Annotated in this window: 18 protein-coding genes and 1 tRNA gene; 9 read left to right on the forward strand and 10 right to left on the reverse strand. The window is 70.8% G+C overall.

The window, feature by feature from the left end; all coding sequences use genetic code 11:
• Window positions 1–229: 229 nt before the first annotated feature.
• The 4 genes from GH740_RS14200 (at window position 230) to GH740_RS05170 (ending at window position 4,194) form a co-directional block, all read left to right on the forward strand.
• Window positions 230–352: a hypothetical protein gene (locus GH740_RS14200; protein WP_301538738.1), complete on the forward strand. Its 123-nt coding sequence runs from the start codon at window positions 230–232 to the stop codon at window positions 350–352.
• 81 nt (window positions 353–433) lie between these two features.
• Window positions 434–1,894 carry an NADP-dependent phosphogluconate dehydrogenase gene (gndA, locus tag GH740_RS05160; RefSeq protein ID WP_367640750.1) on the forward strand — a complete coding sequence of 487 codons (1,461 nt, stop codon included), beginning with the start codon at window positions 434–436 and terminating at the stop codon, window positions 1,892–1,894.
• Between the two features lie 90 nt (window positions 1,895–1,984).
• Window positions 1,985–2,713, forward strand: a complete 729-nt coding sequence (locus tag GH740_RS05165; protein ID WP_153745476.1) for a response regulator transcription factor — start codon at window positions 1,985–1,987, stop codon at window positions 2,711–2,713.
• A complete protein-coding gene (locus GH740_RS05170; protein WP_153745059.1) occupies window positions 2,710–4,194 on the forward strand; it encodes a cell wall metabolism sensor histidine kinase WalK in 1,485 nt (494 codons plus the stop codon). Before GH740_RS05165 ends, GH740_RS05170 begins: the two co-directional genes overlap by 4 nt.
• Here GH740_RS05170 and GH740_RS05175 read toward each other — a convergent pair.
• The 4 genes from GH740_RS05175 to GH740_RS05190 all read right to left on the reverse strand — a co-directional run bounded on the left by GH740_RS05175 (window position 4,188) and on the right by GH740_RS05190 (window position 8,315).
• A complete protein-coding gene (locus GH740_RS05175; RefSeq protein ID WP_367640752.1) occupies window positions 4,188–5,753 on the reverse strand; it encodes an FAD-dependent oxidoreductase in 1,566 nt (521 codons plus the stop codon). The two genes, GH740_RS05170 and GH740_RS05175, sit on opposite strands and share 7 nt — an antisense overlap.
• Before the next feature lie 10 nt (window positions 5,754–5,763).
• On the reverse strand, window positions 5,764–6,798 hold the full coding sequence (locus GH740_RS05180) for a ribose-phosphate diphosphokinase (protein ID WP_153745060.1): 1,035 nt from the start codon (window positions 6,796–6,798) through the stop codon (window positions 5,764–5,766).
• Entirely contained in the window at window positions 6,773–8,242 is a 1,470-nt protein-coding gene (glmU, locus tag GH740_RS05185; RefSeq protein WP_153745061.1) for a bifunctional UDP-N-acetylglucosamine diphosphorylase/glucosamine-1-phosphate N-acetyltransferase GlmU, read from the reverse strand. The genes GH740_RS05180 and glmU overlap by 26 nt, the downstream gene beginning before the upstream one ends.
• Before the next feature lies 1 nt (window position 8,243).
• Window positions 8,244–8,315, reverse strand: a tRNA-Gln gene (locus GH740_RS05190).
• Window positions 8,316–8,385: 70 nt separating this feature from the next.
• On the opposite strand from GH740_RS05190, the gene GH740_RS05195 reads away from it, so the two are divergent.
• Entirely contained in the window at window positions 8,386–8,883 is a 498-nt protein-coding gene (locus GH740_RS05195; protein WP_367640755.1) for a MarR family winged helix-turn-helix transcriptional regulator, read from the forward strand.
• A gap of 10 nt (window positions 8,884–8,893) precedes the next feature.
• On the opposite strand, the gene GH740_RS05200 is transcribed toward GH740_RS05195, so the two are convergent.
• Window positions 8,894–9,889 (reverse strand): flavin reductase, encoded by a 996-nt coding sequence (locus GH740_RS05200; protein WP_216644904.1) that lies wholly within the window; start codon window positions 9,887–9,889, stop codon window positions 8,894–8,896.
• 175 nt (window positions 9,890–10,064) lie between these two features.
• Between GH740_RS05200 and GH740_RS05205 the strand changes: the two genes are divergently transcribed.
• From GH740_RS05205 to GH740_RS05215, 3 genes are all read left to right on the forward strand, one after another.
• Complete coding sequence (locus tag GH740_RS05205; RefSeq protein ID WP_153745063.1) at window positions 10,065–10,226, forward strand: hypothetical protein; 162 nt, start codon at window positions 10,065–10,067, stop codon at window positions 10,224–10,226.
• Between the two features lie 29 nt (window positions 10,227–10,255).
• The gene (locus GH740_RS05210) at window positions 10,256–10,555 is read left to right on the forward strand and encodes a DUF1905 domain-containing protein (RefSeq protein WP_153745064.1); all 300 of its coding nucleotides are present in this window, start codon (window positions 10,256–10,258) and stop codon (window positions 10,553–10,555) included.
• 84 nt (window positions 10,556–10,639) lie between these two features.
• The gene (locus GH740_RS05215; protein WP_153745065.1) at window positions 10,640–12,451 is read left to right on the forward strand and encodes an ABC-F family ATP-binding cassette domain-containing protein; all 1,812 of its coding nucleotides are present in this window, start codon (window positions 10,640–10,642) and stop codon (window positions 12,449–12,451) included.
• Between the two features lie 7 nt (window positions 12,452–12,458).
• Here GH740_RS05215 and GH740_RS05220 read toward each other — a convergent pair whose 3' ends face one another.
• Window positions 12,459–14,774 carry an FdhF/YdeP family oxidoreductase gene (locus tag GH740_RS05220; RefSeq protein ID WP_153745066.1) on the reverse strand — a complete coding sequence of 772 codons (2,316 nt, stop codon included), beginning with the start codon at window positions 14,772–14,774 and terminating at the stop codon, window positions 12,459–12,461.
• Between the two features lie 166 nt (window positions 14,775–14,940).
• Between GH740_RS05220 and GH740_RS05225 the strand changes: the two genes are divergently transcribed.
• On the forward strand, window positions 14,941–15,522 hold the full coding sequence (locus tag GH740_RS05225) for a hypothetical protein (protein WP_216644905.1): 582 nt from the start codon (window positions 14,941–14,943) through the stop codon (window positions 15,520–15,522).
• Window positions 15,523–15,600: 78 nt separating this feature from the next.
• Here GH740_RS05225 and GH740_RS05230 read toward each other — a convergent pair whose 3' ends face one another.
• The 4 genes from GH740_RS05230 to GH740_RS05245 are packed head-to-tail and all read right to left on the reverse strand — an operon-like array spanning window position 15,601 to window position 18,760.
• On the reverse strand, window positions 15,601–16,506 hold the full coding sequence (locus GH740_RS05230) for an ABC transporter substrate-binding protein (protein WP_153745067.1): 906 nt from the start codon (window positions 16,504–16,506) through the stop codon (window positions 15,601–15,603).
• Between the two features lie 21 nt (window positions 16,507–16,527).
• On the reverse strand, window positions 16,528–17,250 hold the full coding sequence (locus tag GH740_RS05235) for an ABC transporter permease (protein ID WP_153745068.1): 723 nt from the start codon (window positions 17,248–17,250) through the stop codon (window positions 16,528–16,530).
• Window positions 17,247–17,924 (reverse strand): ABC transporter permease, encoded by a 678-nt coding sequence (locus GH740_RS05240; protein ID WP_367640759.1) that lies wholly within the window; start codon window positions 17,922–17,924, stop codon window positions 17,247–17,249. The genes GH740_RS05235 and GH740_RS05240 overlap by 4 nt, the downstream gene beginning before the upstream one ends.
• Window positions 17,921–18,760: an ABC transporter ATP-binding protein gene (locus tag GH740_RS05245; protein WP_153745481.1), complete on the reverse strand. Its 840-nt coding sequence runs from the start codon at window positions 18,758–18,760 to the stop codon at window positions 17,921–17,923. Before GH740_RS05245 ends, GH740_RS05240 begins: the two co-directional genes overlap by 4 nt.
• Between the last annotated feature and the right edge of the window lie 11 nt (window positions 18,761–18,771).

An 18,771-nucleotide genomic window follows, 5' to 3' on the forward strand; every position in this document is an offset into this window, starting at 1 on the left:
TCTCCTTGCAGGCCCGCGCGACGCGGGTTCGATGTTTCGGGGGTCTGTGTGTTCAACTCGAACGCATGCGCGTGAGGAAAGCCGCCGGGGCCCGCATCACCGCGTCGATCACGGATGTCACGGCCCGCACCGCGGGCGCACGGCATCCCTCGCCGAAGTTGCGATTCAGAGTCTACCAGGCGGCCCGATAGCATGAGGACGACCGTCCGCACACCGCCCTGGAGGAAACATGAACGCTCAGCTCGCCTCGGATCTGCTGCTGGGGTTCGTCGGCCTCGTGGTGGGCCTGGGGATCGTGGGCGTCGTCGCCTCGTTCTGGTTCCTGGGACGGCAGAACTACCGCAAGCACTGAGCCGCGCCATACGCCCGCGCCCCGCGCGGCGGACACCGTAGGCTGGGCGCATCCCTGATCCGGCGTCCCCGAGGAGTGCGTGTGACCGAGCAGAACGACCGTCCGCAGGCGAACATCGGGGTCGTCGGGCTTGCCGTGATGGGCTCGAACCTCGCGCGCAATCTCGCCAGCCGCGACGGCAACACGGTCGCGGTGTACAACCGCACCAGGGCGAAGACGGACGAGCTGATCGGCGCACACGCCGAGGCCGGGTTCATCGCCGCCTCCTCCTATGCGGAGTTCGCCGCGAGCCTCGTCCGTCCCCGCACCGCGATAGTGATGGTGAAGGCGGGACGGCCCACCGACGCCGTGATCGACGAGCTGCTGGCGGTCTTCGAGCCCGGGGACATCATCGTCGACGGCGGCAACGCCCTCTTCACGGACACCATCCGGCGCGAGCAGGCGGTGCGCGCCGCCGGCGTCGACTACGTCGGCATGGGCGTGTCCGGCGGCGAGGAGGGAGCGCTGCTCGGCCCCTCGCTGATGCCGGGCGGATCGGACGCGTCGTGGGTCACTCTGGGCCCGATCCTGCGCTCGATCGCCGCGGTCGCCGAGGGCGAGCCGTGCGTCACGCACGTCGGCCACGACGGCGCCGGCCACTTCGTGAAGATGGTGCACAACGGCATCGAGTACGCGGACATGCAGCTGATCGCCGAGGCGTACGATCTCATCCGCCGCGGCACCGGCCGGTCCCCCGCCGAGATCGCGGACGTGTTCGCGCAGTGGAACAGCGGCGAGCTGGAGTCGTACCTGATCGAGATCACCGCGGAGGTGCTCCGCCAGCAGGATGCCGCGACCGGCGCGCCGCTCGTGGACGTCATCGCCGACCAGGCCGGCGCGAAGGGCACCGGCGGATGGACCGTGCAGACGGCGATCGACCTGGGCGTTCCGGTGTCCGGGATCGCCGAGGCCGTGTTCGCCCGGTCGCTGTCCAGCCATCCCGAGCAGCGCGCGGTCGCCGCCGCCCTGCCCGGTCCCGCCTCCGCGCTGACGGTCCAGGACCCCGACGCCTTCATCGAGGACGTGCGCCTGGCCCTTTTCGCGTCCAAGATCGTCGCGTACTCGCAGGGCTTCGACGAGATCCGCGCCGGCGCCGCCCGATACGACTGGACTATCGACCTCGGTGCCGTGGCGCGGATCTGGCGCGGGGGCTGCATCATCCGCGCCCAGTTCCTGAACCGGATCGCCGACGCGTACGCGCTGACCCCCGACCTGCAGGTGCTGCTGACCGCCCCGTACTTCGTCGAGGCGCTGGGGCGAGCGCAGGACGCGTGGCGCCGGGTCGTCGCGCAGGCGGCGGCCGCCGGCATCCCCTCCCCCGCTTTCTCGTCGTCGCTCGCGTACTACGACGGGCTGCGCGCCGACCGGCTGCCCGCCGCCCTGATCCAGGGACAGCGCGACTTCTTCGGCGCGCACACGTACCGACGCACCGACCGCGAGGGCACTTTCCACACGCTGTGGTCCGGCGACCGCAGCGAGGTCCCCGCGGTGGACACGCACTGAGCACCGGCGGCGTATTCCGCGATTCACAGGAGCGGCATAGTCTCTCCCATAGGTCACTCACAGTCGGGTGACGAGAATCGGGGCATGACCATGACCGCTGCCGGAACCTCGCTGCACCGCGCGGACGGAGCCGCCCCGCGCATCCTCGTCGTCGACGACGAGCAGATGCTCACCGACCTGCTGTCGATGGCGCTGCGGATGGAGGGCTGGGACGTGCAGGCGGCCGCGAGCGGGTTCGAGGCGCTGCAGGCGGCACGCGAGTTCGCGCCGGATGCCATGGTGCTGGACATCATGATGCCCGACCTCGACGGGATGAGCGTCCTGCAGCGGCTGCGGCACAGCGGCAACAACGTGCCGGTGCTGTTCCTGACCGCGAAGGACTCGGTCGGCGACCGGGTCGCCGGGTTGACCGCCGGCGGCGACGACTACGTGACGAAGCCGTTCAGCCTCGAGGAGGTCGTCGCCCGGCTGCGCGGGCTGATGCGCCGCGCCGGCACCGCGCAGGCGGTCCACGCCGAGCCGATCCTGCGCGTGGGCGACCTGTCCCTGAACGAGGACAGCCACGAGGTCGATCGGGCCGGGCGGCAGATCGAGCTGACGGCGACGGAGTTCGAGCTGCTGCGCTACCTGATGCGCAACCAGCGCCGTGTGGTCTCCAAGGCGCAGATCCTGGACCGCGTGTGGAACTACGACTTCGGCGGCCGCTCGAGCGTCGTGGAGCTGTACATCTCGTATCTGCGCAAGAAGATCGACCAGGGCGAGGAGCCGCTGATCCACACCGTGCGCGGCGTCGGCTACATGATCAAAGCCCCGCAATGACCTCGGCCCCGGCGCCGACACGCGGGGTCCGCCGGCCGCTGAGCCTGCAGACGCGCCTGATGGCGACGGTGATCGGGATCGTGGCGCTGATTCTCGCCGCCGTCGCGGTGGGCACCAGCGCCATCCTCGGCGGCATCCTGCAGCAGAACCTGGACAACAAGGTCCGGGATGTCACGGCCGGCGTCCTGCAGCGCGGCCTGCCGGCCCCCTCTCTGACGACCGGCACCATGCTCGCGTTCCGGACGCTGCAGGACTCGCGCAACCAGCCCGGGTTCCTGCTCGTGGTGCGCGCGCCCGGCGGTATTCCCGACGGGGCATACGTCGATGATGAGGGCGACGTCCGGCAGCTGACGGCGCGCCAGGTGCAGCAGGTGGTCGCGAGCCTGCAGCAGTCGCCGTCGTCGACGGCCGCGGTCGACGCCCTGGGCGCCTACCGGGTGCGCGCCTACACCGTCGGCAACACGTATGACCTCGCGGCGGGACTGCCGCTGAGCGAGGTGAACACGACGATCGCGCAGATCCTCACCACGGTGCTGCTGGTCACTCTGGGCGGCCTGCTGCTGCTGGCGGCGGCGATCGCCGTGGTGATCCGCCGCGGGCTGCGGCCGCTGCGCGCCGTGGCCGCGACCGCGACCCGGGTGGCGGCGCTGCCGATGGCGCAGGGCGAGGTGTTGATAGCGGAGCGGGTGCCGGCCGACCAGGTCGACGAGCACTCCGAGATAGGGCGCGTGGGCGCCGCGCTGAACACGCTCCTGGACCATGTGGGCGCGTCGCTGCAGGCGCGCCAGCATAACGAGGAGCGGATGCGCAGCTTCGTGGCGGACGCCAGCCATGAGCTGCGCACTCCCCTGGCATCCATCCGCGGCTACTCCGAACTGTCGCTGCGGGACCCGTCGCTGAACGAGAACACGTCGCAGGCGCTGGAGCGCATCCAGGCGCAGTCGCTGCGGATGACCGCCCTCGTCGAGGACCTGCTCCTGCTGGCCCGGCTCGACGAGGGGCAGGAGCTCGTGGTCGGCACCGTCGACCTGACCCAGCTGGTGCTCGAGGCGGTCGGCGACGCCCGGCCGGCCGGCACCGACCACCGGTGGGTGGTGGACGTGCCCGAGGATCCCGTGGTGATCGCCGGGGATGCCGGGCGGCTGCACCAGGTCGCGGCGAACCTGCTGGCCAACGCGCGCACGCACACCCCCGCGGGAACCGAGGTGACGGCGACGGTGACCCGGGAGGGCGCCAGCGCGGTGCTGCGCGTGCACGACGACGGGCCTGGCATCGACCCGTCCGTGGCCGCGGAGCTGTTCGAGCGGTTCGCCCGCGCGGACCGCTCCCGGGCGCGGCAGACCGGCGGCACCGGGCTCGGCCTGTCGATAGCGCGCGCCATCGTGCAGGCCCACAACGGGACGCTCACCGTGCGCTCGAGCCCCGGCGACACGACGTTCGAGGTGCGCCTGCCGGCCCGGCCGACGACACCGGGTCAGTAGCCGCTGAAAGCGTCGGTCGTGATCGACCGGGCCCGCTCCAGCGCGGGGGTGAGGTCGGCGATGAGCTTCGCGGGACCGGACACGTACGCGTGCCGCCGCGCGATGTCCGGCACCGTGCGGGCCAGGCCCTCGGCATCCAGCCGCACGCCCTGCGCCCACTCCCACCCCGCGGGCAGCTCCGCGGGCCGGTCCCGGGTGAACACGATCACCCGCACCCCCGCCGCGGCGAGATCGTCGCGGAACGCCAGCTCGGATGCCTCGGAGGCCACGTACACCACGAGGATGTCGCGGCGGCGGTCGGTGGCGGTCAGGTGGCGCAGGTGCGAGACGAACGGCGTCACGCCGATCCCGGCCGCCACCATCAGCAGCGGGCTGTCCTCGTGCCGCGGCAGGACGAAGTCGCCCCACACGCCGGTGACCGCGAGCGCCGTGCCCGGACGCACCGCCGCGAGGGCCTTCTTGTATGTGGACTGGGATCCGCGACGGAACGCTATCCGCACGATGGGCAGGTCTTCGGGGGCCGACGCGATGCTGAACTCGCGGCGCGTGCCGCGGGCGTCGGGATGCCGGTGGGGCACGTCCAGTTCGAGGAACTGGCCCGCGGTGAACGAGAAGCCCCGCTCCGCCCGGAACGTCAGCTCGTCGATGCTCGGGGTGACCCGCGCGGTGCCCTGGTAGACCAGGCGCACGGCGGTGCGGACCGCGAACGCGAACGCTATCAGGTTGCCGACCAGCACCGCCCGCTCCTGGCCGAGCCCCACCGGGAACGCGCCGAACAGCGGCGCCCAGCCGACGAGCACGCCGACCACGGCGGCGACGACCATCTGCTGCCACCGCCGCGGCGGCAGGGTCAGCGGCTCGGACAGCATGAAAGCGCCCAGGAACAGCAGCGGCGACGACCACAGCTGCTGCCAGACGAGGGACCAGACATCGACCTCGACGCCCTGCTGCCGGTATGCGGTGGCGACCGCTATCACGCCGGCGGCAAGGCCCACGACCCAGAACAGCGCTATCACCCGCAGCTTCTCGGTGCGCCACAGCACGACCACGCCCATCAGCAGCACGATGGGGCCGAACAGCGGCGAGCCCACCCACCAGGAGGACCCGCCCAGGGCGTATCCCCCGGTGAGCGCCGCCAGGAGCGTGAGGACCGTCGCCCCCACCGCGGCGGGGTTGAACACATGCCGTCCCCGCCAGGCGAGCAGGTACTTCGAGATAGCGGCGGCCGCTCCCGCGATCGCAATCCCGGCCAGACCCACGGGGTCGGCGGCGGGCCGCAGCACGAACAGCAGGATGCCGGCGGTGATCAGCGACGACTCCAGGCGCCACGGCAGGTGCAGCAGCCGCTGCGCCGCGGCATCCACCGCCGCCGCCACCAGCACCAGTACCACCGTGGTGGCCAGCAGCTCGTACCAGGCGGGGCCGGCGAGGCCCGCGAACGACAGCAGCAGCGCGATGCCCGCGAGCACGCCCAGCGCCAGCAGCGTGAGGCGGTACATCGAGATCCGCCCGAGCACCGCGAAGCCGCGGGTGGACAGCGAGGTGAGCGAGGCGGTCACGGCGGACGGGTCAGGCGGCGCCGTCGAACATGCTCGTGACCGAGCCGTCGACGAACACCTCGTGGATGGCCCGCGCGAGCAGCGGCGCGATCGGCAGGACCGTGAGGCCCGGGAAATGCTTCTCGGCCGGCAGCGGGATGGTGTCGGTCACCACGACCTCGTCGATGACGTCATCCTGCATCCGCTGCACGGCGGGGTCGCTGAACACGGCGTGCGTGGCCGCGACGATGACCCGCTCCGCGCCGTTCTCCTTGAGCGCCTCGGCGGCCTTCAGAATCGTGCCGCCGGTGTCGATCATGTCGTCCACGATCAGGCATACGCGCCCGCGGACGCGGCCGACGATCTCGTTCATCGTCACCTGGTTGGCGACGTTGGGGTCGCGGCGCTTGTGGATGATCGCCAGCGGCGCGCCCAGCGAGTCCGACCACTGGTCGGCGACCCGCACCCGGCCGGTGTCCGGGGAGACCACCGTGAGCTTCGCGCGGTCTTCCTCGCTGAGGGTGCGCCGGAAGTAGTCCTGGAGCACGGACTTCGCGAAAAGGTGGTCGACGGGGCCGTCGAAGAAGCCCTGGATCTGCGCGGCGTGCAGGTCGACGCTCATCACCCGGTCGGCGCCCGCGGTCTTCAGCAGGTCCGCGACAAGCCGCGCGCTGATCGGCTCGCGGCCGCGGCCCTTCTTGTCCTGACGGGAGTACGGGTAGTACGGGGCCACGACGGTGATCCGCTTCGCGGATGCCCGCTTGGCGGCATCCAGCATGATCAGCAGCTCCATCATCCACTCGTTCACCGGCGGGCCGAAGGACTGGATGAGGAACACGTCGCAGCCGCGCACCGACACCTCGAAGCGGGTCAGGATCTCCCCGGACGCGAAAGTGCGGTATTCGGTGGGAACGAGCTCGGTGCCCAGGGCCGCGGCGACCTGGGCGGCCAGCGCCCGGTGCGAACTCCCGGACGCCACCACCAGGCGCTTCTTGGTCTTGGCGACCAGCCCGGGTGCTATCCCGCGATCGCGATCGAGATCAACCCTCTTGTCCTTGTGGCCCATCGCCGGCTTTCTGTGCGGACCGTGCGCGCGCTGCGACATCCGCCGCTTTCGTGCCCGGTCGGTTCTTCTCGACCCACCCCGCCACATTGCGCTGGGGTGCGACGCTCAGGGCCAGGGCTCCGGCGGGCACATCCTTGCGGATGACGGCTCCGGCCCCGGTCTTCGCGCCATCTCCGATCCTAACGGGCGCGACGAACACGTTGTGCGAGCCGGTGTGGACCTCGTCGCCGATCTCGGTGCGGTGCTTCGTGAGGTCGTCGTAGTTGGCGGTGATGGCGCCCGCGCCCAGGTTCACGCCGGTGCCGATCGTGGTGTCGCCGATGTACGACAGGTGCGGCACCTTGCTGCCGGCGCCGATCGTGGAGTTCTTCGTCTCCACGAAAGTGCCGATCTTGCCTCCGGCGTGCAGGTACGTGCCCGGGCGCAGGTACGCGAACGGGCCCACCGTGGCGTCGGCCTCGATCACGGCGAGCGTGGCGTCGGTGCGCCGCACGGTGGCGCGCGGGCCGACCTCGCAGTCCACGAGGCTCGTGTCCGGGCCGACCACGGCACCGGCGCCGATCGTGGTGGCGCGCAGGATGTGCGTGTTCGGCAGCACCGTCACATCCGGCTCGAGCGTGGCCGTCACGTCGATCCAGGTGGTGGCCGGATCCATGACGGTGACGCCTTCCAGCTGCCAGCGGCGCACGGTGCGCGCGTTCAGGAGCCGCCCGACCTCGGCCAGCTGCGCGCGATCGTTCACGCCGTATGTCACCGTCACGTCGGAGACGAGGGATGCCGCGACCCGGTCCCCGGCACGCCGCAGCATCCCCGGCACGTCGGTCAGATACTTCTCGCCCTGCGCGTTGTCGGTGCCGACGGCGGGCAGGTGCGTGCGCAGGGCCTCGGCCCGGAACACGTACACGCCGGCGTTGATCTCGCGGACCGCCACCTCGGCGTCGTCCGCATCCTTCTGCTCGACGATCCGGGCGACATCCCCCGCGGCGTCCCGGATGACGCGGCCGTAGCCGGTCGGGTCGTCGACCACGGCGGTCATCAGCGTCGCGGCGGCGCCGCCGGCGCGGTGACCGGCCAGCAGCGCGCTCAGGGTCCCGGCGTCCAGCAGCGGCACGTCGCCGGAGAGCACGAGCACGTCGCCGGAGAAGTCCGGCAGCGCGGCCAGGGCGACCTCGACGGCGCGCCCGGTCCCCGGGATCTCGTCCTGGTCGACGAGGCGCGCGGCGGGCTCGGCCTCGGTCACGGCCTCGGCGACCTGGTCGCGTTCGTGGCGGACCACGACGAGGACGTCGGCGGGGGCGAGGGCGTGCGCCGTGTCCAGCACGTGTCCGACGAGGGGCCGGCCACCGATCCGGTGCAGGACCTTCGGCAGCGCGGATCTCATCCGGGTGCCCTGACCCGCGGCGAGGATGACGACGGCAAGGCGGTGATCGGTTGTATCGGACATGCTCCGCCGCCAGGACTCGAACCTGGTCCTCACAGCTCCAAAGGCTGTCGTGCTGCCATTACACCACGGCGGACCGCCGCGACCGCGGCCGGATCAAGTCTGCCAGATCGCGCCCGCCCCGCCCCCTGCCCGATAATGGGAAAGTGACCGCGCAGACCGACGAAGTGGACCGCATCGTCGAGGCGTGGGTCTCGCAGCGGCCGGACCTGGACTTCTCGCCCCTCGAGGTGCTCTCCCGCGTCGACCGGCTCTCCCGGCATCTGGACCGCGCGCGCCGTGAGGCGTTCCGGCGCAGCGAGCTCGAGCCGTGGGAGTGGGATGTGCTCTCGGCGCTGCGCCGCGCGGGCGAGCCGTTCCGGCTGACCCCGAAGCAGCTGCTGCAGCAGACGCTCGTCTCCAGCGGCACGATGACGAACAGGATCGACCGCCTCGTCGGCCGCCGGCTCGTGCACCGCGAAGCCGATCCCGACGACCGGCGCAGCATCCTCGTCGTCCTCACCGGCGACGGGAAGACGCGCGTGGATGCCGCCATCACCCGGCTCGTGGACGCGGAGGCGGTGCTGCTGGCGCGGCTGGCGCGCACCGACCGGGAGCGGCTGGCGGCGCTGCTGCGCAAGCTCAGCCTCGGCTTCGACACCTGAGCCGGCGTGCTCAGTCCACGAGCGGCGGATGCGGCGCCATCCGGCTGGATGCGAGCCAGCCCACCTCGTCGCCGCGGTCGAAGAAGTGGCGGAACGCGTACACCAGCGGCCGCCACGCCGCCGGCTCGATGTCGTCGGTGCCCTCGCGCACGAGCGCGGGATCGGCGTGCACGCGGATCACCTCGGCCTCGACCATGAAGTAGCCGCCGTCCACGCCCGGCGTCATCCGCCGCACGGTGGCCTCGAACTGCAGCCGGCATTCCTGTACGCGCGGCGCCGTGACCAGGTCGGCGGGCTGCGGGGTGAGCCGGGCCGCCCCGAACTTGTCGGGCTCGTACGTGTACCGGTCGGCCTTGGCCGCCGGCACCGGGGTGCGGCCGGTCAGCCGCGACAGGCGCACCACGGCGGGCCACAGCTCGAGAGAGGGGAAGTTCACGGTGATGCCGGGCCGGTCGGCCATGTTGAGGGCGGTCTGGCCGTCCGACTCGATGCCCAGGCACAGCATGGTCCCCAGCGCGAAGTGGCTCGACGCGGCCGCGAGGTTCGCCGATCCGTCCGGGTTCGTCGAGGCCACCAGGTACGCGGGCGTACCGACATACAGCACGTTCGGGTGCGCGAGGATGTGGGAGTGCTCCGCCGCGGGCGGCGCCGTCAGCGGTGACACCCACCGGCCGTGCTCGCGGTGCAGCGGCGCGGCGGCGATCACGGCCGGTCCCCCGTCGCGCCGCAGCGGCGCGTACACGCGCGCGCCGTGGGGCGGGACATCCTCCACCCGCACGCCCTCGGCCCGCAGTGCCGCGGCATCCAGCGTCACCAGCGTGAGCGGCAGCTCGAGGTCCCGGTATCCGTCGTCGAGCAGGTCCTGCAGCCCGGCGGCGGTGGTCGCCCGCAGGTATCCCCCGGTCTCGTGGGCGACGCCGCCGGTCGCCGCCGCGTACTCGCCGGCCATCGCGCTCTGCTCCCAGTCGTCGGTGATGACAACGTGGTAGAGCGGTTCGGCGGTCATGAGGCGAACGTACCAGCGGCGATCAACCGGTCGACCCGGTGTGACGTGACTCCTTCCCCGCCGAACCCACCTCCCGTTGCCGAACCCACCCGCTGTCGCGAGTGGGTTCGGCAACAGCGGGTGGGTTCGGCGAGGAGCGGACCCGGGCCGCGCGCAGACAGAGGATGATGAGGGGATGGGCGAGGACGAGTGGGGGCGGGGTTTCGACGACGGCGCGGGCGGCGACGCCGCCTGCTGGCTGCCGAGCCTGTGCGCGGAGTGCGGCGCCATGATCGAGGGACCGCGGGGTGCGGCCTGCTGGCGCTGCGGCGGCACCCGGCGGGAGGGCGAGGACTGAGCATCGCCCGGCGCATCTAGGGTGATCGCATGGCGGGCATCCGGTACGAATTCGAGGCGACGCTGTTCCGCTGGGCGGCGCGGCGTGAGCTGTGGGTGTTCGCCCGGGTGCCGACCGAGATCTCCGAGGAGATCCACGACATGCCGCACCCGCCGGCCGGCTTCGGCTCGGTGAAGGTCGACGCGAGCCTCGGCTCGTCCCGCTGGTCGACCTCGATCTTCCCCGAATCCGACGGGACGTACGTGCTCGCGATCAGCCGCCCGATCCGCCGGCGGGAGGGCGTCGACCTGGGCGACACCGTGCGCATCGGCATCGAGACCCTGGTGTGACCGCGTGCAGGCCGTGATCCGCGCGTAGGGTACGGGCTGGCCGGTGGCCGGCCGTCCCGCCGGGTGGCCTAGCCTGGGACGGATATGGCACATCTTCTCGGGGCCCAGGCCCTGCACCTGGAGTACCCGACCCGGGTCGTGTTCGATTCCGTCAGCCTCGGCGTGTCCGCCGGCGACCGCATCGGGATCGTCGGCCGCAACGGCGACGGCAAGTCGAGCCTTCTCGGCATGCTCACCGGGCGCATCGAGCCCGACGACGGGCAGGTCACCCGCCGTGGCGGCGTGCGCGTGGGTGTGCTCGCGCAGCAGGACACCCTCGACGACGACGAGACGGTCGGGCACGCGGTGGTCGGCGACGCGCCCGCGCACGAGTGGGCGGGCGACCCGCGCATCCGTGACGTGATTGCGGGCCTTCTCACGGACCTGCCCTGGGACGCCCCGATCGGCGTGCTCTCCGGCGGCCAGCGACGCCGGGTGGCCCTCGCGGCCCTGCTGGTCCAGGACCTCGACGTGATAGCGCTGGACGAGCCCACGAACCATCTGGACGTCGAGGGCATAGCGTGGCTGGCCGCGCACATGAAGACGCGGTGGGCGACGGGCGCGGGCGCGCTCCTGGTGGTCACCCACGACCGGTGGTTCCTCGACGAGGTCTGCACGGCCATGTGGGAGGTGCACGACAGGATCGTCGAGCCGTTCGAGGGCGGATACGCGGCCTACATCCTGCAGCGCGTGGAGCGCGACCGGCAGGCAGCGGCCGTCGAGGAGCGGCGCCAGAATCTCGCCCGCCGCGAACTCGCCTGGCTGCGCCGCGGCGCGCCGGCGCGCACGGCGAAGCCGAAGTTCCGCATCGACGCCGCGAACGCGCTGATAGCGGACGTGCCGCCGCTGCGCGACCCGGTCGCGCTGCAGGCGCTGGCCACCGCCCGGCTCGGGAAGGACGTCGTGGACCTGCTCGACGCCTCCGTGTCGTATCCGGACCCGGACGGCGCAGCGCCGCGGGAGGTGCTGCGCGACGTCGTGTGGCGGATTGCACCCGGCGAGCGCACCGGCATCCTCGGCGTGAACGGGGCCGGCAAGTCCACCCTGCTCGGACTCGTCGACGGCACCGTGACCCCCGCCGGCGGCCGGGTCAAGCGCGGCAAGACCGTGCAGGTCGCGGCGCTGTCGCAGCGAATGGACGAGCTGGCCGAGCACCAGGACCGGCCGGTGCGGCTCGTGCTGGAGCGGCTGCGCACGACGTACACGTTCGGCAGCGGCTCCAAGGCGACTGAGCTGACGCCGGGCCAGCTGCTGGAGCGGATGGGGTTCTCCAGCGCGCAGCTGTCCACGCCGGTGAAGGACCTGTCCGGCGGGCAGCAGCGGCGACTGCAGCTGCTGCTGGTGCTGCTGAGCCAGCCGAACGTGCTGATCCTGGACGAGCCGACGAACGACCTCGACACCGACATGCTCGCCGCGATGGAGGAGCTGCTGGATGCGTGGCCGGGCACCCTGCTCGTGGTCTCGCACGACCGGTACTTCCTGGAGCGGGTGACCGACCAGCAGTACGCGATCCTCGACGGCCGGTTCCGCCACCTGCCCGGCGGCATCGACGAGTACCTGCGCCTGCGAGCCGACCAGCGCGCCGCCGGTTCGGAGCGCGAGACGCCGCAGCACGCGGCATCCACCACTCTCCTCGCGGGCGCCGAGCGGCGCGCCGCGCAGAAGGAGCTCACCGCCATCGACCGCCGACTGCACAAGCTGCAGGGCGAGATCGCCGCGGTCGACGCACGCCTGGCCGACGCGCACGACGACTACACGGCCCTGGTCGCGCTGCAGCACCGGCGCGACGCGCTCACGGCCGAGACCGCCGAACTCGAGGAGCGCTGGCTCGAACTGTCCGAGCAGCTGGAGGGCTGAGCGCGGTTCAGGCCACCGCTTCCTGCACCGCCGGCTCGATGCGGACCACGATGGACTTCGACACCGGCGTGTTGCTGACCTCGGCGGTCGCGCCCAGAGGCACGAGCGGGTTCGCCTCCGGGAAGTACGCCGCCGCGCACCCGCGCGCGGTGGGATACGACACGAGACGGAAGGAGCGCACGACCCGGTCGACGCCGTCGGTGAACTCGCTGTGCACGTCGACGCGCTGGCCGTCGCGCAGGCCGAGCTCGGCGATGTCCAGCGGGTTCACGAACACGACGTCGCGGCCCTTCTTCACGCCGCGGTAACGGTCATTGAGGCTGTAGATCGTCGTATTGAACTGGTCGTGGGCGCGCATGGTCTGCAGCAGCAGCCGGCCCGCGGGGCACTCGACGACCTCGAGGTCGTTCACGGAGAACATGGCCTTGCCGGTCGCAGTCGGGAACGTGCGGGAGTCGCGCGGTCCGTGCGGCAGCACGAACCCGCCCTCGTGGCGGATCTTCGTGTTGTAGTCGTCGCAGCCGGCGCACACGTGCGCTATGTGCTCGCGGATGGTGTCGTAGTCGCGCTCAAACCCGGCCCAGTCCACCGTGACCTTGTCGCCGAGGGTGGCGCGGGCCAGGCGGCTGACGATGGCTATCTCGCTGAGCAGATTCGGCGAGACCGGCTCCACCTTGCCCCACGACGGGTGCACGGCGCAGACGGTGTCCTCCACGGAGACGAACTGCTCCCCCGTGGCCTGGCGGTCGATCTCGGTGCGGCCCATCGTCGGCAGGATCAGCGCCTCGCGGCCGACGACGGCATGCGAGCGGTTCAGCTTCGTCGAGATCTGCACCGTCAACTCGGCCTTGCGCATGGCATCCTCCGCGGCGCGCGTGTCGGACACCGCCGAGATGAGGTTGCCGCCCAGGGCCACCCACACCTTGAGCCGGCCTTCGGCGAGCGCGCGGATGCCGTCGACGCTGTCGACGCCGTTCACGCGCGGCGGGTCGAATCCGAACTCCGCCTGCAGCTTGTCCAGGAACGCGGGCGGCATCTTCTCCCAGATGCCCATCGTCCGGTCGCCCTGCACGTTGCTGTGCCCGCGGATCGGCGAGGCTCCCGCCCCCGGCTTGCCGATGTTCCCGCGCAGGAACAGCAGGTTCATGATGTCCTTGATCGTGGCCACCGCGCGCTTGTGCTGCGTGAGTCCCATCGCCCATGTGATGATGACGCGATCGGCCTTGATGTAGCGGTCCGCGAGCCCGCTGATCTCGCCCCCGGTCAGGCCCGTCGCTTGCAGCACCGCGACCTCGTCCAGGCCCTTCAGGCTCTGCGCGAATTCCTCGTAGCCCTGGCAGTACCGGTCGATGAAGTCGTGGTCCAACACCGTCCCCGGGTTGGCCTCCTCGGCCTCGATGACGCGCTTGGCGACCGCCTGCATGAGCGCCTGGTCGCCGGCCAGCCGGATCTGCAGGTACTCGTCGGCAAGGCCCGTGCCCTTGCCGATCCATCCATTCACCTTCTGCGGGTTCTTGTAGCGCATCAAGCCCGCTTCCGGCAGCGGGTTCACGGCGACGATGGCCGCCCCCGCCTTCTTCGCCTCCTCCAGCGCCGTCAGCATCCGCGGGTGGTTGGTCCCCGGGTTCTGCCCCATGATGATGATCAGGTCGGCCTTCGCGAAGTCGTCGTAGCCGATAGTGCACTTGCCGACGCCGATGGCCTCGCCCAGCGCCGCGCCGGTGGACTCGTGGCACATGTTCGAGCAGTCCGGCAGGTTGTTCGTGCCGAACGCGCGCGCGAAGAGCTGGTACGCGAAAGCGGCCTCGTTCGAGGTGCGGCCGCTCGTGTAGAACGCGGCCTCGTCCGGCGAGTCCAGGGCGTTCAGCTTGTCGGACACGATCCGGAACGCCTCGTCCCAGCCGATCGGCGCGTAGTGGTCACTGTCGGCGGCCTTGTAGACGGGCTCCACGAGCCGTCCCTGCATGCCCAGCCAGTATTCCGACTCCTGCAGGAGCACGGGGATCGGATGCTCCTTCCAGAATGCGCGGGGGACGGTGACCGGTGTCGCCTCCCATGTGACGGCCTTCGCGCCGTTCTCGCAGAACTCCGCCACCTTGCGGTGATCCGGATCCGGCCACGCGCAGCTCATGCAGTCGAAGCCGTCCTTGTGGTTCATCGACGTCAGCAGCTTGGCCGCGCGTCCGACGCCCATGCCGCGCACGGCCGGCCCCACCGAGTGCAGGATGCCGGGGATGCCGGCCGCCCAGTCCCGTGGCGGGCTTATCTCAAGGTGCTCCTGGTCGTCGACCTGCCGCTCTGTCGCTACCTGCTCACTGGTCATCGTGGTGCACTTCCTTGCCTGCGTCGTCGCTTCTCTCAGGCTTACGCCACCGGACCACGTCTTGCAAGCACGACGCCCGGGCGGTTACGGAGGGTTCTTGTACTTCGCCGGACGCAGGATCACGATGTGAACCAAGGGGAACCTGATCGAAGATCGAAGAAGGTTCATGATGCAGTTCGCAGTATCGATGTTTCCGCCCCTGGCCCTCGGCTTCTTCGGGCTGGGCACCGGCTACCTCATCTACGGCCCGCAAGAGCTGTTCGGGTGGCCGCTCCGCGACGAGCGCGTCGATCGCGCCACCGGCATCTGGGGTGTCTGGCTGCCGGGCTTCTGTCAGTTCGTGACGGGAGCGATCCTGTTCATAGGCCTGACCTGGTTCCAGGTGTTCAAGGCACCTCCCCTGTACATGGCCGCCCTCGCGTTCAGCGCGTACGGCATCCATTGGTTCGCGATCGGCTACAATCGCCTCCGCGGTAACGACCCCCGCCCGAACGCGGGGATGTGCGTCGCGTTCTTCATCATCTCGGTCGTCGGCCTCGTCGTGTTCTTCGTCGCCGGCGACTGGCCGGTCGGCCTGCTGTTCCTGGGGCTGGCCCTGATCTACCTGTCGGACTTCTTCGCCGCCATCGGGGTGGCCCTGGGCGAGCGTGCCCTGGGCTTCTGGCACATCGTCACGGGGCTGTGGCTGATGTACCTGATGGTCGCCGTCGCGTTCGACTTCTCCCTGGGCTGGTCGCTCGCGGCGTGATGACTCACACGCCACCGCCGCGCCGCGCGTGTTCCCCTTGCGGCGGCGGCGGTGGCGTGTGGATGCGCGGGCGCGGGCCTATTTCAGCCCGTTGTCGGCGAGGAACTTCTTCGCGATGTCGGCGGGCGACTGCTGGTTCGTCGTGTTCTGCACGTTCATGTCGACGAGGGCCTCGGGTGTGAGCTTGGCCTGGACGGCGTTGATGACGTCGGCCAACGTGCCCTGGATGCTCTTGTTCACCAGGGGCACGACGTTGGATGACAGGATCATGCCCTTCGGATCCTTCAGCACGACGAGGTTGTCGGTCTTGATGCGCGGGTCGGACGTGTACACGTCGGCGACGTTCACGGTGCCGGCCACGAGGCTCTCCACGGTGGTGTCCCCGGTCGCCTTGAACCCGATGTCGATGCCGTACACGCTCCTCAGCCCCTTCGGGCCGTACGGACGGTCGGCGAGCTCGGGGTTGCCGCCGAGCGTGATCTTCTCGGTCACGTTCTTCAGGTCGGCGATCGAGGACAGCTGGTACTTGTCGGCGAACGCCTTCGTGACGGTGTAGGAGTCCTGGTCGGCGGCCGTCGCCATGTCGAGGACCGCGAGACCGGCCGGCAGCGCCTTCTGCAACGCCGCGTACACGTCGTCGGGTGCAGTGGCGGTGGCGGTCTTGTCGAGGTATTGCAGCAGGTTTCCGGTGTACTCCGGGAACAGCTGGATCTCGCCGCTCTTTATCGCCGGCATATACGCGTCGCGCTGGCCGATGTTGAACTTGCGCTGCACCGTGAGCCCGTCGCCTTCCAGCGCCTGCGCGTAGATCTCGGCGATGATCTCGTTCGAGGGGTACGTCTGCGAGCCGATCACTATCGTGGCACCCGGCCCGCCGGAGGTGGTGGCGGTCGGGCCCAGCGGGTTGTTCGAGGAGCAGCCCGCGAGGGCGAGCGCCGCACCGACGACGGCCGCCACGGCCGCAAGGGTCTTCTTCGCATGCATGATGGCTTCTTTCTGTCGAGGTCAGGTCAGGGCTTCTCGGGCGATCCGGTCCCGCGACTGAGTGCGCCGCGATCGGGCGGCGCGCACGCCGCGCGGCACGCTTGCCCGCTGCAGCAGGGCGAACACACCGTCCAGGACCAGGGCCAGCGCGGCGACGAGGATCGCACCGCCGAGGACCATGTCCAGTCTCTGCAGCGGGAATCCGGCGATGATGTACTGCCCGAGGCCGCCGACGCCGTAGACGTATGCGGCGATGGTGACGGTGGCCACCACCTGCAGCATCGCGGAGCGGATGCCGGCGACCAGCAACGGCAGCCCGAGCGGCACTTCGATGCGCCACAGCACCTGCCACTCGGTCATCCCCATCGCCCGGCCGGCGCCGAGCACCGATCGGTCGATCGCCTCGAATCCGGCATATGCCCCCGCAAGAATGGAGGGGATGGCGAGGATGACGAACGTGACGGTCGCCGCGGCGGGCGTGTACAGAACGCCCATCAGCAGCACGAGCAGGATGAAGAGCCCGAACGATGGCACCGCGCGCGCCGCGCCGGAGATGGCGACCGCGATGTCGCGGCCGCGACCCGTATGCCCGATCAGCCATCCCGCCGGCACCGCTATCACGATGGCCACGGCGACCGCGGCGACCGACGACAGCAGGTGCGCCACGAGGGCGACGGGGATCGGGTCGGTGCCGGCCAGGTCGCCGCCGAAGATCCACCGGATGGCGTCGAGGAGGAAGGTCATGCCATCGCCTCCCGCGCGCCGGCGGCGGCACCGAGGGCGTCGGGGCGGCGCGACCACGGCATCAGCACCCGGCCGGCGACCACGAGCAGCAGGTCCACCACGAGGGCTATCACGATCACCGCGACGATGCCCGCGAGCACCTCGAGGATGATCCGCCGCTGCAGCCCGTTCGTGAACAGGTAGCCGAGGTTCGTCACCCCGATCAGGATCCCAACCGTGGCCAGCGCAATAGTGCTCGCGGCCATGACCCGCAGACCCGCCAGCACGACGGGTCCGGACAGCGGGAACTCGACGGCCCAGAACCGCCGCCACGCGCCGTACCCCATCGCGGTGGCGGCGAGCCGCACGTCCGCGTCGACGGAGTCCAGGCCGTCGGTGACGGCGCGCACCATGAGGGCGACGCCGTAGATCGTCAGTGCGACGATCAGGTTGACGTCGCTGATGTAGCTGGAGCCGATCACGAGCGGCAGCAGCACGAGCAGCGCCAGCGACGGGATCGTGTACAGCAGACCGGTGACCACGAGGATCGCGCCCCGCAGCAGCCGGTACCGCCACGCCACCCAGCCGAGCGGGATCGACAGGACAAACGCGACCGCGATCGGGATGAGGCTCTGCCGCAGATGGACCAGCGACAGCTGCAGGATCAGCCCGAGGTTGTCGGAGAGCCAGATCACCCGCCGGCCTCCTCGACGACGGCGCCGTCGACGATGGCACCCTGCGCGCGACCCGCAGCGTCGACGACGACAAGGCCCCGTGCCGTGCGCTTCAGGCGCAGCGCGCGCGTCCCCCGTTCGGCGCCGATGAAGCTGGCGACGAATTCGGACGCCGGGTTCTCGATGATCTGGCTGGGGCTGCCGATCTGCGCTATCTGCGCGCCCTGCTGCAGGATCACCACCTGGTCGCCGAGCAGGAACGCCTCATCGACGTCGTGGGTGACGAACACTATCGTCTTGCCGATCTCGTCCTGCAGCCGGATGAGCTCCTGCTGCAGCTCGGCGCGCACGATCGGGTCGACGGCGCCGAATGGCTCGTCCATCAACAGGATGTTGGGGTCGGCCGCGAGCCCCCGCGCGACGCCGACGCGCTGCTGCTGCCCACCGGAGAGCTGGCCGGGGAACCGCCGTGCCATCGCCTCGTCGAGTCCGACCGTGCGCATGAGTTCACGCGCCCGCGCGCGGGCTGCCCTCTTCGCCACGCCCTGCAGGACGGGCACGGTGGCGATGTTGTCCTCGACGGTCAGGTGCGGCAGCAGGCCGGAGTTCTGCATCACGTAGCCGATGCTGCGCCGCAGCGCCACCGCCGAGCGGCCGGCGATGTCGTCGCCGTCGATCTCGATGACACCGGCGGTCGGCTCGATCATCCGGTTGATCATGCGCAGCAGCGTCGTCTTGCCGGACCCGCTCGAGCCCACGAGCACCGTGGTCTTGCGTGCGGGGATGACGAGGTCGAAGTCGCGCACGGCCGCGGTGCCGTCGGGGTACAGCTTGGAGACGCCGCGGAACTCGATCATGGTGTCCTTCA

Origin of the sequence: Microbacterium sp. SYP-A9085 (assembly GCF_009649635.1) — a bacterium.
Classification (GTDB): domain Bacteria; phylum Actinomycetota; class Actinomycetes; order Actinomycetales; family Microbacteriaceae; genus Microbacterium.

What these genes read in the sequence shown, in the direction of transcription:
- GH740_RS05210 (WP_153745064.1), top strand. Translation starts at nt 10,256, where the DNA reads ATGGCGGGCATCCGGTACGAATTCGAGGCGACGCTGTTCCGCTGGGCG.
- GH740_RS14200 (WP_301538738.1), top strand. Translation starts at nt 230, where the DNA reads ATGAACGCTCAGCTCGCCTCGGATCTGCTGCTGGGGTTCGTCGGCCTC.
- GH740_RS05215 (WP_153745065.1), top strand. Translation starts at nt 10,640, where the DNA reads ATGGCACATCTTCTCGGGGCCCAGGCCCTGCACCTGGAGTACCCGACC.
- GH740_RS05225 (WP_216644905.1), top strand. Translation starts at nt 14,941, where the DNA reads ATGATGCAGTTCGCAGTATCGATGTTTCCGCCCCTGGCCCTCGGCTTC.
- GH740_RS05220 (WP_153745066.1), bottom strand. Translation starts at nt 14,774, where the DNA reads ATGACCAGTGAGCAGGTAGCGACAGAGCGGCAGGTCGACGACCAGGAG.
- GH740_RS05200 (WP_216644904.1), bottom strand. Translation starts at nt 9,889, where the DNA reads ATGACCGCCGAACCGCTCTACCACGTTGTCATCACCGACGACTGGGAG.
- glmU (WP_153745061.1), bottom strand. Translation starts at nt 8,242, where the DNA reads ATGTCCGATACAACCGATCACCGCCTTGCCGTCGTCATCCTCGCCGCG.
- GH740_RS05235 (WP_153745068.1), bottom strand. Translation starts at nt 17,250, where the DNA reads ATGACCTTCCTCCTCGACGCCATCCGGTGGATCTTCGGCGGCGACCTG.
- GH740_RS05230 (WP_153745067.1), bottom strand. Translation starts at nt 16,506, where the DNA reads ATGCATGCGAAGAAGACCCTTGCGGCCGTGGCGGCCGTCGTCGGTGCG.
- GH740_RS05180 (WP_153745060.1), bottom strand. Translation starts at nt 6,798, where the DNA reads ATGGGCCACAAGGACAAGAGGGTTGATCTCGATCGCGATCGCGGGATA.
- GH740_RS05245 (WP_153745481.1), bottom strand. Translation starts at nt 18,760, where the DNA reads ATGATCGAGTTCCGCGGCGTCTCCAAGCTGTACCCCGACGGCACCGCG.
- GH740_RS05170 (WP_153745059.1), top strand. Translation starts at nt 2,710, where the DNA reads ATGACCTCGGCCCCGGCGCCGACACGCGGGGTCCGCCGGCCGCTGAGC.
- GH740_RS05205 (WP_153745063.1), top strand. Translation starts at nt 10,065, where the DNA reads ATGGGCGAGGACGAGTGGGGGCGGGGTTTCGACGACGGCGCGGGCGGC.
- GH740_RS05165 (WP_153745476.1), top strand. Translation starts at nt 1,985, where the DNA reads ATGACCGCTGCCGGAACCTCGCTGCACCGCGCGGACGGAGCCGCCCCG.